Source organism: Bacteroides sp. ET336 (genome assembly GCF_024733815.1).
Taxonomy (GTDB): domain Bacteria; phylum Bacteroidota; class Bacteroidia; order Bacteroidales; family Bacteroidaceae; genus Phocaeicola; species Phocaeicola cellulolyticus.
Genome location: NZ_JANRHK010000017.1, coordinates 30,336 through 47,062, shown reverse-complemented (window position 1 = coordinate 47,062; position 16,727 = coordinate 30,336). Strand labels below are relative to the sequence as shown.

At 39.2% G+C, this 16,727-nt stretch carries 8 protein-coding genes and 1 pseudogene; 6 read left to right on the top strand and 3 right to left on the bottom strand.

The genetic code is table 11. The features are described from left to right. Positions 1-139 precede the first annotated feature (139 nt). The 3 genes from NW213_RS13525 to NW213_RS13515 form a co-directional block, all read right to left on the bottom strand. Positions 140-1,666 (bottom strand): alpha-L-fucosidase, encoded by a 1,527-nt coding sequence (locus tag NW213_RS13525; protein WP_258323098.1) that lies wholly within the window; start codon positions 1,664-1,666, stop codon positions 140-142. A 49-nt stretch (positions 1,667-1,715) separates the two neighbouring features. Then, positions 1,716-2,921, bottom strand: a complete 1,206-nt coding sequence (locus NW213_RS13520) for a glycoside hydrolase family 5 protein (RefSeq protein WP_258323097.1) — start codon at positions 2,919-2,921, stop codon at positions 1,716-1,718. Positions 2,922-3,060: 139 nt separating this feature from the next. Next, positions 3,061-5,028, bottom strand: coding sequence for a fimbrillin family protein (locus NW213_RS13515; protein WP_258323096.1), 1,968 nt, complete (start codon positions 5,026-5,028; stop codon positions 3,061-3,063). Between the two features lie 737 nt (positions 5,029-5,765). Between NW213_RS13515 and NW213_RS13510 the strand changes: the two genes are divergently transcribed. The 6 genes and pseudogenes from NW213_RS13510 (at position 5,766) to NW213_RS13485 (ending at position 16,708) form a co-directional block, all read left to right on the top strand. Continuing rightward, the gene (locus NW213_RS13510; protein WP_258323095.1) at positions 5,766-8,951 is read left to right on the top strand and encodes a TonB-dependent receptor; all 3,186 of its coding nucleotides are present in this window, start codon (positions 5,766-5,768) and stop codon (positions 8,949-8,951) included. Between the two features lie 19 nt (positions 8,952-8,970). Then, positions 8,971-10,626 carry a RagB/SusD family nutrient uptake outer membrane protein gene (locus NW213_RS13505; protein ID WP_258323094.1) on the top strand — a complete coding sequence of 552 codons (1,656 nt, stop codon included), beginning with the start codon at positions 8,971-8,973 and terminating at the stop codon, positions 10,624-10,626. Between the two features lie 11 nt (positions 10,627-10,637). Beyond that, positions 10,638-12,128 (top strand): glycan-binding surface protein, encoded by a 1,491-nt coding sequence (locus NW213_RS13500; RefSeq protein ID WP_258323093.1) that lies wholly within the window; start codon positions 10,638-10,640, stop codon positions 12,126-12,128. A gap of 22 nt (positions 12,129-12,150) precedes the next feature. Continuing rightward, positions 12,151-13,686 (top strand): cellulase family glycosylhydrolase, encoded by a 1,536-nt coding sequence (locus tag NW213_RS13495; RefSeq protein ID WP_258323092.1) that lies wholly within the window; start codon positions 12,151-12,153, stop codon positions 13,684-13,686. Between the two features lie 124 nt (positions 13,687-13,810). Continuing rightward, a pseudogene (locus NW213_RS13490) lies at positions 13,811-15,331 on the top strand (glycoside hydrolase family 43 protein); the annotation flags it as partial. Beyond that, on the top strand, positions 15,332-16,708 hold the full coding sequence (locus tag NW213_RS13485) for a glycoside hydrolase family 43 protein (RefSeq protein ID WP_258323113.1): 1,377 nt from the start codon (positions 15,332-15,334) through the stop codon (positions 16,706-16,708). Positions 16,709-16,727: the final 19 nt, after the last annotated feature.

The window sequence follows — 16,727 nt, the reverse complement described above, 5'->3', positions numbered from 1 at the left end:
TTTTATTTTACAAAAGAAATAAAAAGTAAGCAAAAAACCAAAATCGTAACAACTATATATAATTAATTGCCCGACTTAAAAATAATTTAAGCCGGGCAAAACATATACATCAACAAATTAAATTAATAAATCCATGTTTTTATCCATGTTTGAATGGTATATCAATCATTTCGGATTCTAATCCTTCACCTACTTTTTTGTCAAAAGAAATTTTAAATGAATATGCGGTTTCGCATGGCTTTTGGGAAGGGAAAGTTATTAAGAGGCCCTTGTCTGTTTGTTCCCATGCTATTTTTTCATCAGAACCGAGCATTTCCACGTTAAGAATCTTTGCATCACGTACAACATCCTTGTTCAAAGATTTTATCATTACTTGTTTGCCCCAATCTAAAGTGATGGCATATAGAGTGTTGTCTTTAGTGGTAAAACGTATGTCTTGGCAATTATATTTTGTTGCTTCATTGTCTGAAAATGAACCGGAAGTACCTTTTGATTCACCTTCACCGGACTTAATCCAGCAACGTGTACCATATATGGCATCACCGTTTATCTTTAACCATTTACCTATTGATAGCAGTACTTGCTTTTGTTCGTCCGTAATAGTTCCGTCAGGGTGTGGTCCTATATTCAACAGAAGATTGCCGTTCTTGCTTACTATATCCACTAGGTCGTGTATTATCTGGTCAGGAGTTTTATTTTCTTCTCCGTTTACATATCCCCATGAATGTTTACCTATTGAGGTGTCAGTCTGCCATGGATATTTTCTCATTTCATTTAGTTTTCCACGTTCTACGTCTCCAACCAGTATGTTTGTAGGATAGCCATGCTTTGTGTTAACAACAACACCTTTGCCCCAGTCTAACGAACAATTGTAATAATATGCAAGGAATTTGTTAAAATATTCCGGTATCTTGTTTACAGTCCAGTCGAAATATATAAGCTGTGGTTGATATTTGTCAATAAGTTCATGTGTATGTATAAGGAAGTCTATACATACTTCGTCTGAATACACTTCTTTTTCTGAACGCTTACCATATAGTGTAATTGTAGTATCCTGTACATCAGATGGAAATTCCATACCACCGTTAAAGAACCATGCATTCTCAAGTCTGTGGCTGGATAATCCGAATATTATCCCTTCTTTTTCCGCAGCTTTTTTCAATAAACCTATAATATCTCTTTTGGGGCCCATTTTAACTGCATTCCATGGGTTGTGTTCGCTATTATACATGGCGAAACCGTCATGATGTTCCGCAACCGGCACTATGTATTTTGCACCTGCCTCTTTGAATAATTTCACCCATTCATCTGCATCGAATTTCTCGGCTTTGAACATCGGTATGAAATCTTTGTATCCGAATTTGTCCTGTGGGCCATATGTCTCAATATGGTGTTTATATTCGTCAGACCCTTTCTGATACATATTTCTGGAGTACCATTCACTTCCGTATGCGGGGACTGAATATACCCCCCAGTGGATGAATATTCCAAATTTGGCATCAGAGAACCATTCAGGGAAATGGTAATTCTCGGCTATGTTTTCCCAGTTGTCCTGAAATACATTTGTTCCTTTCGGAGATTCAACGGACATCACATCTGTTTTTTTCTCGTTTGTGCTACAAGAAACAAACAAAAGCATAATGATAGAATATAATAGTTTTTTCATCGCATAAAAAATTTATTAACAAATTTATTCCTATATTGTTTTATTAAGACTATTGTGGAGCGTTTTCATAAACTGTTTGGAGTGTATATGATTTCTTGTCTGTAAAAACAGCGCGTTTCATAAGTCTTATCACACGTTTCCCGTTATGTACCAGTTTCCCGTTAGACCGGTCAAAAATGCATGAGCGGTCTTTCCCATTGTCCCAATAGAATGGAGCCATACCGTTTTCTTTGGCTGCCTTGCATAGATATTCCAGAAAATATTCTCTAAAACTTTCAGAACGTTTATCCTCACGGTATTTGCATCCCATTTCTCCTATATAAACAGGAATACCATTGTCAATGAAAGTTGATTTTATTGACTTGAATTGTTCCTGCATATATTCTTCATCCATTCCTTTATATTTCATATCCTGACTCGCTGTATGTCCCCATTCTGAATAAATATCTCCCATTGTGTAATCCATTGGGTCATAATAGTGGATTGATACCATCAGTCGGTTGGGAGTTTTGTCTTTAGGTAATTTGAAGTGTTTTACTGTCAAATCTATATTGGTGGCATAGCCAGGTATTGCCAGAAAACGGTTTGCGTTATTTCCTCCTGTGGAACGTACCGCATCTACGAATACCTGATTCCATTCATTTAAAACAGCATATTGGCGTCCACCGTCGTTAAGGTTCGCTCCCCATCCCCATTTACCGTCATGGATTTCGTTCATTGATTCAAATATAAGGAAATCACCTTTATCCTTGAAACGGTTTGCTATCTGAGTCCATATAGACTTTATCATGTTTTTAATAGTATCGTTTATTGCTTCGTTTAGTGCTGCATTTTTGATGTCAAGCCAGAAGTAACTTTCCACTCCGTCATGGTGTATGTTTATAATTGTGTTTAAGCCTGCATTCTCTGCGTAGTTTACAACTTCTGCTACCCGGTTCATATAACTGTCCGAAATTTTATATTCAGGACCCTCACCAAAATGTCCTACCCATGTTATTGGGATACGTACGGAGGTGAATCCAACTTCGGCCAAACGATAGAAGAATTTTTGTGTCACAGGTGGATTTCCCCATACTGTTTCTTGTGCTTTCCCGTCTTGAAAAGCATCAAGTTGATTGCCTAAGTTCCATCCTAAACCCAATTCTTTGGCTGTTTCATAAGGAGTTTTCGCCTTTGTTTCAGCGTGTATATTCGGCCATGTATTTATAGTTAAAATAAATATACATAGTTTTAAAAGTAGTATATGTCTTTTCATTCAAGATGTTTTGATTAATTTGGTGATGCCTATAAAATTACTTGCCGGAATCTGTGAGGTATTGAATTTCCCTACAATTCCTCATAGACCGGCAAGTGAAAAATATCAAGAGTTTACCACAATAAAAAAATATTTGTCTTTATTGAGCGGGGATATATTCTACGCTGGTGATTACAAGTCCGCTGTTAAGATTATCAATCAGACTGACGGAATTCTTGTTAATCGCTTTTGATTCCAAATTTTCCATAATGGATTCATCTATTACGAAGTCTATTGACGTGGAATTGGCACTAATGTTTGTAGCAGGGAGTACAACGTCTTGATCATAAGGATTATCTCCACCTACATATGTCAATATTGCTCCTTGTAGAGTTGTCTCTGGTGATGAGTTGAAATAAACGCGTATGGTACCATCGACTGATATATTTTTAGGTAACCATATATTTAAATGTTGCCATATGCTATACATGTAAGGTCCTGTACCTTTCCATAAAAGGTTTTCACTTACTGTTTCATCTTCGGATGCGGGAACCAACAAAATTTTAGTAAGCGTGCAATTGCTTCCTGTGAGTCCCACAATATAATTATTGCCTTGTATAGCTTCAAGTAATGGCGTCAATACGGTAATTGATATATAGTCGCCACAGTCTTCCCCATTGTATCCGTCGTAAATAGATGGTCCGGCGGTTCCATAGTTTCCATTTGTGTATGGATCAAAGTTGATGGTTATTCCATTTTCTTGATTCGTTTTAGTATAATAAATATACAATTTGGCTCCGACTTTGAGCGTTTCACGATGATTTTCCTCTATGGTGAAATTGGTAATTGAATAAGGCCAATTAGTATCGGAAGTAGCATTTCCTTCCCATAATGTAATAGGAATAGTGACATTATCAGACGATGTATATACAGTAACGTCACTCAAAGTAATACCGCTATCAGTAGTAGTTATACTTATTCCACTGGTGTTTTTGCCAACCTTAATCAGAAGTTTTCCTTCTGCTTGTCCGGCAGGTAAAGTGTAAGTCATGCCAGTCCCTCCAGCTGCAGGAGTGATTGTAATATTTGCTGCTGTAATATCTGTTGATAATGTCGAGCCGCCTGCACGTGTATATGAAATACAGTAGATATCATCCTCATTCAGTGTTCCTGTAAAGTTATTGATAACTACAGCTTCGTCACTATTTAATTGGATATTGCTTGCCAACTGTTTTGCGTTTTTACCAACTACGCTGATTTCTCCTGTCAGAATCCATCCAGATTCTATTTTTTCTGCTTCCCAGTCGGATACAGATGGAATTACTGTAATAGGTTTACCAGGTTCTGCGATTCCATCGGCATTAAGTGTTGCCGTGAATGTAAGTTTTTTCCCAGAAATAAATTCTTGGTTATCTACAGGAAGCGTATAAGTTTTTCCTTCATGGCTAACCTCTATGTAACGTCCTTGCACAGGAGCAGATGGCATAACTATTGTCTGGTATTGTCCGCTAATGGATGCATTGGCTGCAAAAGGCATTTCGTCATCAGCAGCATCTGTAGAAGTAACGGTTGCATCGCTTAGATTTAAAGAACCAGCTAACTGTTGGTTGTTTATCTTCAGTTGTGCGCCTGTTATGGCTTGACCGTTAGCGTCAGACAGTTGAACTACTACTTTTACCAATTTGTGTTTGAAGTTAAGGTTTACATTCTTAGAACCCACCGATATTTCTGTAGCTGAGGCAAGCATCACGTCATTTTCAGTCAACGGTGTTTCTGGACTTGTGGAAAGTGTAAAATTATAAACACTATTGCTGATAGAACCTTCCTTGTACGGATATACTGCAGTGAAGTCAACTGTTTCAACATTACCTGCCATTCCATAGGTTATAGGAGTAGCAGATGTGAAATTTGTTCCGTCTTCTGTAGAGTAAAGGACGTTTGTAGTATTCCCAGGAGTCATGGAAATACCAATTTTGTCATTTCCCTCGAATGAAGTGTCTGTGGCACGCGAACTGATAGAGCTGCTGAACACGATGCCTTGAGTCTGATTGAAATTCTCTTCTTTTGTACAAGACGTGGCCAGCAAAGTTGTTGCCAGTCCAAGGCCAAACATTAAAGTCTTTCTCATAATAAAAAATGTTTAACGATTAAACAAAAATAATTCAAAAATCACTATTGCAAAGTTATTGAATATAATATTTTAATTATGGGCTCAAATCGTAACTGTAGCACAGGTGTTTGTTATGCTATATTGCCAAAATGTTATCAATGACAGTATAATATGTAACCGGTATTCGTTATCGGTTTTCATATGCTGTTAAAACATTGTTTAAATACTATTCAAATGCTGTTTAAACAATATCTGAAATATAGTTTGTATATGTGTTTAGAATAAATTTGTATGTATAGTTGAAAATTCCATCTTTCCTAATCACATTCTGTAAATATAAGCTATATATATGTAAATATAGTTTGTATCTTTATAAATATAACTTGTATTTATAAAAACATAAGTTGTATTTATAGAAAATGAAAGCACAAGACATATTTTATGTATATATAAAACATGTTTTATTATGGGATGGTATTACATGATTATATATATTGTAAGGCTGGGGTGATAGAATCCTGTTTTTTGATAAAAATGCTGTCTGTACGGTATTCTGACGAGGACAGGTAACATTTTATACCATGTGTGGTAACATACGGGTACTTTACATTAACAAACATGCCATATTCGTAAAACACGTTTTAAGTTCGTGTTCTCTTATTTTCTTTACTTTTGCAATATGATGATTTTGGTTGATTGATATTTGTATTAATGTAAAAATATTAATTTGTTAATTTTTAAAATGATAAACTGAAATGAGAAACGAGTTTCTAAAATGTTGCAAAAACTTTTACAGTTACCGCATCGCATTGATATTTATCGTATCATGTATTGTGGGGGTGGAATTCTCTTTTGCAGAAGTTTTGCAAGAAAGGACTGTTACCGGAGTTGTAACGTCGGGAACAGATGGTGAAGCGTTAATAGGCGTGAGTGTCCAAGTTAAAGAGAGGCCTCAGGTAGGAACTATTACGGATTTTGAAGGAAGGTATTCATTGCAGGCAAGATCCAATGAAACCATTGTCTTTTCTTATATCGGTTTTAAGTCTCAAGAAGTGAAGGCTTCAAAAACGGTAGTAAACGTGGAGTTGGAGGAAGACTCTGAGATTTTGGATGAAGTCGTTGTAGTGGGATACGGAACTATGAAGCGTAGCGATCTTACAGGTTCAGTGGTATCAGTAGGTGAGGATGAGATAAAACAATCCATTGTCACTTCGTTGGACCAGGCATTGCAGAGTAAGGCAGCCGGAGTATCAGTTACACAAAATTCCGGAACACCGGGTGGAGGTATATCCGTTAGTATCCGAGGTATTAACTCATTGAATGGAAATGAACCGCTTTACGTGATAGACGGTGTGGCGATTTCCGGTAACAATGATTCAAACTCCAGTGTATTGTCATCCATTAACCCTTCGGATGTTGTTTCTATGGAAATATTAAAAGACGCATCAGCTACGGCTATTTATGGTTCGCGTGCATCTAATGGTGTGGTACTTATCACTACCAAACAGGGACAGGCCGGAAAGACGCGTATCACTTATGAAGGATATTACGGTTTGCAGCAACTTCCGAAAAAACTTGGGGTGATGAACTTGCGCGAATATGCCGAATATCAGAATCTGCGTGCGGAAGTAATCGGCTTCGGCGAACGTGCGGAATTTGCAGACATCAGCCTGTTGGGTGAAGGAACAGACTGGCAGGGGGAAATCTTCCAGAATGCGTCGATGCATAATCACCAGTTGAATATTTCTGGAGGAAACGACAATGTGAAATACTCTCTTTCTGCCGGATATTTGCAGCAGGAAGGTATCGCCATCGGGTCGGATTTTGAACGTTTCTCCGCTCGTGTTAATATGGACAATAAAATAACGAAATGGTTATCAACAGGTCTGAGAGCTTCTGTGGCGCAAACTACACAGAATAATACGATAGACAGCGGTAATATCATCCGTACTGCCATAGAACAGTTGCCTGATACTCCTGCACGAAATCCGGATGGAAGCTGGGGAGCACAGGCAGAAAATATGTATGGTACTTATTTCTCTAACCCTGTAGCAGAAGCACTCATGCGTGAAAACTATAACAGGGGATTGCAGATGTATGTTGACTTTTTTGCAGATGTGACATTATGGAAAGGACTGGTGTTCCGTGCTGAATATGCAGGAAACTATTACTACAGCAATACTTATCAATATACCCCATCGTATGACTACGGACATTATGTACAGTCATCTACAGGAAGCCGCGGCGCAAACAATGGCTCGAACTGGACATTAAAGACTTATCTGACATACAATGGCACATTCGGGAAACATAACATTTCCGTCATGGCAGGTCATGAGGCTCAGGAAAATAGTTATGAAACTCTTTATGCAAGCCGCGACAATTATCTGTTCAATACTATTCATGAATTGAATATGGGTGATTCTTCAACCGCCAAAAACAGTAGTGGAAGAGGTTCTTCAGCTATTGAATCATATTATGGACGATTGAATTACGGATATGACGACCGCTATTTGGCTACTTTCACTGTACGTGGAGATGGTTCCTCCAGTTTCGGTCCGGCAAACCGTTGGGGCGTATTTCCATCAATGGCACTTGCATGGAAAATAAATAACGAGAAATTTCTGAAAGACGTGAAATGGCTTAACAATTTGAAATTGAGATTGGGATGGGGACTTGTAGGTAATCAATCTGCTTCAAGCTATGCTTACGGAGTAACTATGGCATCGGCTGCCAGTATTTGGGGAACCGGATTCTATGCTGGAAACTATCCTAACGACAAACTGAAATGGGAAGAAACCAAAGCATGGAACGCAGGTATAGACTTGAATATTTTCGACAATCGGGTTGAGTTCATTTTTGATACTTATTTAAAGAACACGGATAATCTGCTTATGCAGGCTTCGTTACCGTCATATGTTACTGGAATAATCCAGTCACCATGGGTAAATGCAGGCGCAATGGAGAATAAGGGAGCAGAGTTCACATTGAATACGGTCAATATATCCAAAAAGGATTTCACATGGAGAACCGGAATTACCATCTCATTTAATAAAAACAAGATAACAAAACTTTATACAGAAACGGCAGGCTTGTCTGGAACAATTGATGGCGCACAGACACTTACTTATTCTACAGTTGGACAACCGGTAGGACAATATTATGGATATAAGGTTATAGGTATGTTCAAGGAGGAAAGTGATTTTTATCAACGTGACGCAGACGGAAACTTCCTTCTTGATAAAAATGGTAATAGACTTCCGGTTGCGCTTCCGGAGAATCAGCATATAGCAAAAGATGAAGTTTGGGTAGGTGACTATATCTTTGAGGATTTGAATGGTGACGGAGTTATTGACGAACAGGATCGTACATATCTTGGAAATCCTGAGCCTAAGTTCTCTTACGGTTTCAATAATACTTTTACTTATAAGGGCTTCGACATGAACATCTTTATCAATGGTGTGTATGGCAACAAGCTTGTAAATTTGTTCCGTCAGGATTTTACTAATCCTATGCGTAACAGTAACCTGCTTAAGGAAGCTACAGGCATAGCACATGTAGAACTGATTGACCCGGCGCAGCCGGAGGAAATTTGGAATGTACATGTTTCTAATCCGGAATCGGCTACAGTTCAGCGTCTTAATACTGCAGATGGTAACGACAACAATCGTATGAGTAGTCGTTTTGTTGAAGATGGTTCATATCTGCGAATAAAGAACATTTCGCTGGGATATACTTTCCCGCAAAAATGGACTCGTAAATGGCACATTGAAAACCTGCGTGTATATATGAACATACAAAATGCGTTTACTTTTACCAAGTACAAGGGATATGACCCTGAAGTTGGAGCATATAATTATAATGTATTGCTCCGTGGTGTGGATTACGCGCGCTATCCGTCACAGCGTATCTATACTGTCGGACTGAATCTGAGTTTCTAACCTTAATAACATTACAGCAATGAAAAGTAAAATCAAAATATTATCAGGTCTTGTCCTTATGGCCGGAATACTGACAGGGTGTAGTGATAGTTTCCTTGACAGGACACCAGAAGGCTCTTATACGGATGCAAACTTCTATGCTTCTGACGAAGCATTGGAAGCGGCTACCGCACCACTTTATAACCGTGCATGGTTCGACTATAACCAGCGTGCTATTGTTCCCATTGGAAGCGGACGTGCCAATGATATGTATAGCCCGTGGGGAAGTCCGGAATTTACGACCTTTCAAGTGACAGCTCTTAACGAACTTCTGTCCGCAGCGTGGAAATCATTCTATTCTGTAATCACCATGTCGAATTCTGTTATTTCGGATGTAAAAGAAAAAACGACCGGAGATGTAAGCGAAGAGGCGAAAAAGAAAGCTATTGCCGAAGCGCGTTTGATGCGAGGATGTGCCTATTTCTATATGTTGCGCGCATGGGGACCTGTAATCCTTATTGAAGACAATCAGAAAGTGGTGGATAATCCTGTTCTTCCGTTGAATCGTGAAGAAGATGTATTCCAGTTCATTATAAATGACTTTACTTATGCGGCTGAAAACTTACCTGAAAAAGGAGACCAACCTGGACGTGCCACTTGTTGGGCTGCTAAAGGAATGCTGGCTAAAGCCTATCTGGCGCGTTCCGGATGGAAGAAAGGAGGACAGCGTGACAATGCCGATCTGGAACTTGCAAAACAATATGCAGCTGACGTATGTGATAACAGTGGTTTGGAATTGCTGCCAAATTATGAAGACCTCTTCAAATATAAACAGAACAATAATGAAGAGTCTCTACTAGCCATGCAGTGGGTGCCTCTGGGTGAATGGGGCGTATGCAACACCTTGTTTGCAGACCTTGCGTTTTCTACTGAAGTGACGGGAGGCGTGAACGTATGGAGCAGCTATGCGGCCAGTGTAGAGATGCTGGAAATATATAACGAGGAGCCGGGGGACACATTGCGTAGGAATGCTACTTTCTTTACTCAAGGAACATATTATCCATATATTTGTATTTCTGACGGTGGATACACCTATACATATACAGGTGCGCCTATAAAGAAAGGAGTTGTCGGAGGTCCTGACGATGACAACGATGGATACGTACAGTCTATGAACTCTCCACTCAATACTTATATTCTGCGTCTGGCAGACGTATATCTGACATATGCAGAAGCATGTTTGGGAAACAACGAACGATTGACAGAAGGACCGGGGTTGGAGTATTTTAACAAAGTACGTTACCGTGCGTTCAACGGGAATGGAGACTGGGAAAAAACTTCCATTGATTTCGAGGATATAATACGTGAGCGCAGGGTTGAGTTTTGTATGGAATATTGTAACTGGTACGACATGGTATCGTGGTATTGCTGGAAACCGGACTACATGCTGGTATATTTTAATAATCAGAAACGTGGAGAACGGGCTACTGTAGTTAAGAGAGATGAAGGCCTGGCAGGACGATTACTTCTCGGTACAGAAGACTATACAGGAACTTTTCAGGAAGGAGTATATGAAGAACCGCAAATTGAAATCAATATCGCGGATGATGATATATTTTTCCCTTATCCGGAATCTGACGTTATCCAAAATCCATTGCTGAAGGAAGAGCCTGTTCCTTATAATTTTAACGAATAATTTCATTAGCCATGAGAAAACTGAAAAATATAATAAGAAATTCGGGATGCTTGATATTGTTTCTGGCAATATTTGCATCCATTGTAATAACTCCGTCTTGTAAGGAAGAAGGAGGAACTGACAGGATTCCTGTTATACACTATTTGCGTGTGACAGATCCTGCATTGGCGGACAGCACTTTTACCGATGTTAGTCCAGGCTCGATGATTGTAGTTGTTGGAGAGAATCTTGATGGTGTGAAAAAAGTATATATAAATAATCAGGAAATTAGTTTTAATGCTAACTATGGTACTTCTACCAGTTTGATTATTACTGTGCCATCCGATGAAGATTTTCAACTGTCCGGACCGAATCCGGATATTCCGTCAGAGTTACGTATTGAAACAGACCATGGGGTGGCCACGTATCCGATGCATGTGCTTTCACCCGGACCGGTCATTTCCTATATATCAGCCTTTTACCCGATTTATCCAGGAGATGAGATAAGCCTGGTTGGAGAAAACTTTTATGAAATCAAACGGATTTACTTTACTAAAGACTCTGTTGAAGTGACAATGCCGATCACTGACTATCAGGTAAGTGCTGAACATGACATAGTCACATTCTCCGCAGCTGACGTAATGAAAAATGGTTACATCATTATGGAATGTTATACGAGTGATGCAAGTATTGAATTCGTTTATGATGGCCCTAAGCCTGAAATTACAGACATTAGTTCTACTATGCCTGTCGTAGGAAGTGAAGTGACTATAGTGGGCAAGAACTTTATCAATATATCAGAAATCAGGATTAATGATGAAATTACTATCCCTCAAGAAGACATAGAAGTGTCGGAATCATTAAATTCTGCTACTTTCACAATGCCTTCGGCACCTACATGTTCTGGCACGATTTCAGTGGAAGCCATAGGGGGCACTGCCGAAATGGGTAACTTCTATCCTCTGGAAAACGTAATAATAGATTACGACGGAAAGGGTGGACTTGATCCAAACTGGAGCGGAGCAAATCTGGGAATATTGGTAGCTAATACCGCTGAGCCTCCTTACACCTCTACCGGAAACTGTACAGGTATGAAAGGAACTATAGATTCTTCTACACAATGGTGGTGGCAACAAGTACTCAATAAACCTGTATGGCCAAGCTCAAGTGTAATACAGGGCAACACAAGAATTTCAGAATTGGAGTTGCAGTTCGAATGTTATTTAGGTGAGGAAATGGAAGGTCCCGTCATCCAGATTACAATGGGAGAAGGAAATGGCGAAGGTGTTTTTGCCTTAAGTGGTTATGTTCCAGTCAGTGCTTTCACAGGAAAAACAGAAATAGGCAAGTGGATGCAATGCAGTATCCCGTTGGAATCACTTGTGGAAGAAAATATATGGGAAGATTTTATTGAAGGACATGATGAAGTTTTGAATCTTTATATAACTTATCCTAACTGTCCTGATGATACTGATGTGGAAATATATTTAGATAATTTCCGCATTATGCCAACTCAAAAATAAAAAGATTAATAATTAAGCTAATATGAAAAAGAACTACCTATATTTATTCTTTATTGTCTTTGCCACAATATTGCAAGGATGCAAGGATGACAGCATAGTTAAGGGAGCGGAGTTTTCCCTTAGCCGTAACGGACAGGAAGTAACTGATTTTTCGTTTGGTTACGGACAAGGACATATTATGGTGTCCTTAACATCAAATACAAGTTGGACTTTGGAAAGTGACCAGACGTGGTGTACTTTGTCTAATGTTTCAGGTAAAGCTACTAAAGAACAGTACATAAAAATAACTTACGAAAGAAATACTGGTGAACAATCACGTAAGGCAACTATCACAATGAATGCGGGCGGAAATATTAAACAATATGCAGTAGCACAAGGCTCTAAATATGATACGGTATATCCGGAAGGTATGGAGAAAGATGCAATAGAAGTTGCCAAATCAATTGCTATAGGATGGAATTTAGGTAATACGCTTGAAGCACCTGACGGAGAGGAAACTTGGGGAGCACCTCCTACAACCCAAGCTATTATTAATAAAGTAAAGGAGATGGGTTTCAATGCAGTACGTATTCCGTGTGCATGGAATCAGCCTCAATATCTGGAAGCGGATGGAAAGACACTCAAGGCTGATTGGTTAAACCATGTGAAAGAAATAGTTGATTTTTGTCAGAATGCAGATATGTATGCCATTGTCAATATTCACTGGGATGGAGGATGGCAGGATCAGAGTTGTGATGCTTCTGCTCTGACAGCAGACTCTATAGCTACAGTAGAGGCTAAAGTCTATGATTTTTGGACACAAATTGCTACTGCATTCCGTGATTATGACGGACGTCTTTTGTTTGCTGGAGCAAACGAACCTGCTGTCGCAAATCGTGAGGATATGGCTGTTTTACGTCGTTACGAACAAGCTTTTGTGAATGCGGTACGTGATACGGGAGGAAACAATACTTATCGTAATTTGATAGTCCAGGGACCTGATACTAATATAGATAAGACATACGATTGGTTTGAACTTCCTGAAGACCCTACTCCTGCACGTTTGATGGTAGAAGTACATTACTATACGCCATACAATTTCTGTTTAAACGATCCTTCAAGTGATTTGGCTGCAAGAATGACATATTTCTGGGGTGAACCTTACGAACAGTATGCTCTCGAATATATGGATGGAAAATTCGATTATGACAATCAGGAGGGATATGTGCATGAGCAGATGAACAAGATGAAGACAAAGTTCGTTGACCTGGGAGTTCCTGTAATTGTCGGTGAGTTTGGTCTGGCATATCGTGAATATGAAAATGACCCATTGCTTAAAGACTATAAGAACTATGACAAGATTGTAGCCAATATGGATATGCTTCAGGAAAAATGCGAAGAGTCCGAAGGTTATTTCCTCGGTTATGTAGCAGAGCAGGCGAAAAATTATGGCTGTGTCCCATTCCTGTGGGATATTCAGGGCGCGCGTTTCTTTGACCGTAACACATTGGATATTATAGTACCAGTAATTCATCAGATGCTGATGGATGGTGCGGCAAAAGGACAGTATCCTTATTGATAATAACAGATTTTGGGATGACACAGAGATACAACACCATAAAGTATTAATTGGTTGTAAACCAGTGTCTCTGTGTCTTTTGTTTAACCTGACTATAATAGCTGAATAAGAAAAACTGAAATCCATGAAAAAAACATTAAGTATCTTCGTAGTCTTATTTTTATTTACTTTTTGCGGTATGGCACAGGGATATAAAAATCCTATTATCCCAGGATTTCATCCCGATCCAAGTATTTGCCGTGCAGGAGAAGACTATTATATTGTAAACAGTTCGTTCGAATATTTTCCCGGTGTGCCTATTTTTCATAGTCGTGATCTTGTAAACTGGGAACAGACAGGACATGTACTGACACGCGAGTCGCAATTGAAAATAAAAGGGGGTAATATGTGGGGAGGCATTTATGCTCCTACTATCCGTTATAATGACGGTACGTATTACATGATTACCACAAACACTTCAGATCGTGGAAATTTTCTGGTATATACTGATAATCCGAGTGGGGAATGGTCAGATCCTGTATGGATTAAGCAAGGTGGTATTGACCCTTCACTTTACTTTGAAGACGGTCATTGCTACATGGTGAGTAATCCAGATGGTGCCATATGGCTATGTGAAATCAATCCAAAAACAGGAGAGATGTTGACCGAATCTAAACGCCTATGGGCTGGTACAGGCGGACGTTTCCCTGAAGGACCGCATATCTATAAGCGTGACGGATGGTATTATCTGATGATTAGCGAAGGAGGAACTGAATATGGTCATAAGGTTACTATAGCACGCAGCCGGAATATTGAAGGACCGTATGAAAGTAATCCGGCAAATCCTATTTTGACACATATAAACCAGAATGCACAAAATAATCCTATTCAAGGAGTAGGACATGCCGATATGGTACAGGCGCACGACGGTTCATGGTGGCTGGTATGTCTTGGGTTCCGTACTCAGAATGGACAACATCATGTCTTGGGGCGTGAAACCTTCCTTGCTCCAGTTTCATGGGACAAAGAAGGATGGCCGGTGGTTAATGTGGATGGAACAATAAATCTCGATATGAAGGATGTGAAAACACTTCCGCAAACTACAATAAAAAACAGTCCGGATTGGGATTTTAATAATTCAGAACTTGGAGTGGAATGGAACTGGATAGGTATTCCTGTAAAGGAAAACTATTCTCTTAAGGAGAACAAAGGTTTTCTCCGTATAAAAGGAAGTGATAAAAAACTGGATGATTATGGCGTTTCACCTACGTTTGTGGGGCGCCGGCAGGAAGATATCAACTTCCAAGCCACAACAAGGATGAAGGCAAAAGGAAATGGAAATGTAGGAATGACTGCTTATCTTTGTCCTTCAGCTCATTACGACCTTTATGTAACTGACGGTCAATTGAAACTCCGTTATCGTTTGAACGACCTATGTCATGTAGAAGATATTTGCAAAGTAACTGACGATTTCATTTATCTGAGAATTAAGGGAAGTGATGAAATTTATTCTTTGATGTATTCAACGGACGGTACTCATTATTCAGAAGCCGGACATATGAACACCCGTTATCTTAGTACTGAAACTAATGGAGGTTTCACGGGGGTATATATCGGACTGTTTGCCGAAGGGGATGTACAGGCGGATTATGACAACTTCAAATACATGCCAATCGTGCCGGAAGTTTCTCCGAAATTAATTTCTGGCGATGCAAACCCGTTGTTGGATTTTATGTTTACTGCAGACCCTACTGCTGTGGAATATGAAGGAAGACTTTATGTGTATGCCACAAATGATAGTCAGCAATATGAAACTGTAGGACGTGATGGACGTAATACATACGAACATATTAAGTCCCTTGTTATGATGTCAACAGATGATATGGTGAATTGGACTTATCATGGCGTTATTAATGTAAACAGCATAGCCCCATGGATTATAGCCTCATGGGCACCTTCTATAGTAAAACGTAAGGAAAGTGACGGTAAAACTCATTTTTATCTTTATTTTTCAAATAGTGGGTTCGGTACAGGTGTACTGACTGCGACATCACCGGTAGGTCCATGGAGTAGTCCTCTTAATAAAAGCTTGATTGATGCCAATACTCCGGGACTTGGAGATTGTAAAGTTCCTTTTGATCCAGGTACAGTTATTGATGCCAATGGAACGGGATGGCTAACTGTAGGTGCAGGCTCTTCGTGTATCATGCGTTTAGGTAAGGATATGATAAGCATAGACAGTGAAATAGTAAAGATGAACGCTCCTCATCATTTCGAGGCAAATGAGATGAATTATATAAATGGAACATATGTTTATACATACAATACTGATTGGCAGGATTATAGCGATTGGAACTATACTACAGAGAAACCTACGAAATGTAGTATGTTCTATATGACGAGCAAAACTCCGCTTGACAAAACAAGTTGGAAATATCATAATAATTACCTGAAAAATCCTGGCGACTATGGACTTGGATTCAGTAATAATCATACACATTTGCATAAATTCCGTGATAAATGGTATTTGTTCTATCATACATTAACATTGCAAAGTAGTTTCAATACCGACGGAGGATTCCGAAATGTATGTGTGGATGAAATAAATGTAGATGAAAAGGATGTGCATATTTTCATGGGAAATCAGACCTTGAAAGGTGTTGACCAGATACAACCCTTGAACCCGTTTGTTCTTCAGCAAGCGGAGACTACAGCCGCAACACAAAATATAAAATTCTCACAGTCACCTGAGGTAGGCAATATGTATGCAGGACTTTCAAATGGTGAAGAAGGATTGATATGCTTGAGGGGTGTGAAATTTTCTAAGAAACCTTCTTCTTTTGCAGCTAAGGTTTGCGGGAAGGGAATCATTGAGGTACGTCGTGGAACTCCTTCTGGAGAAATAATTGCTACATTGATGGTGAATAACGGTAATATGGAAATAATAAAAAGCGGAGTCCTCAAAAAGTTTAAAGGGCAAACTGACCTTTATTTTGTGTTGAAAGGACAGAGTCTAAGTTTTGATTCATGGAAGTTTGAATAGTAAATATGAATAAACCATT

Bases quoted from the DNA above. Each gene is read 5' to 3' on its own strand.
- NW213_RS13525 (WP_258323098.1), bottom strand. From the start codon at position 1,666: ATGAAAAAACTATTATATTCTATCATTATGCTTTTGTTTGTTTCTTGT.
- NW213_RS13520 (WP_258323097.1), bottom strand. From the start codon at position 2,921: ATGAAAAGACATATACTACTTTTAAAACTATGTATATTTATTTTAACT.
- NW213_RS13515 (WP_258323096.1), bottom strand. From the start codon at position 5,028: ATGAGAAAGACTTTAATGTTTGGCCTTGGACTGGCAACAACTTTGCTG.
- NW213_RS13510 (WP_258323095.1), top strand. From the start codon at position 5,766: ATGAGAAACGAGTTTCTAAAATGTTGCAAAAACTTTTACAGTTACCGC.
- NW213_RS13505 (WP_258323094.1), top strand. From the start codon at position 8,971: ATGAAAAGTAAAATCAAAATATTATCAGGTCTTGTCCTTATGGCCGGA.
- NW213_RS13500 (WP_258323093.1), top strand. From the start codon at position 10,638: ATGAGAAAACTGAAAAATATAATAAGAAATTCGGGATGCTTGATATTG.
- NW213_RS13495 (WP_258323092.1), top strand. From the start codon at position 12,151: ATGAAAAAGAACTACCTATATTTATTCTTTATTGTCTTTGCCACAATA.
- NW213_RS13485 (WP_258323113.1), top strand. From the start codon at position 15,332: ATGCCAATCGTGCCGGAAGTTTCTCCGAAATTAATTTCTGGCGATGCA.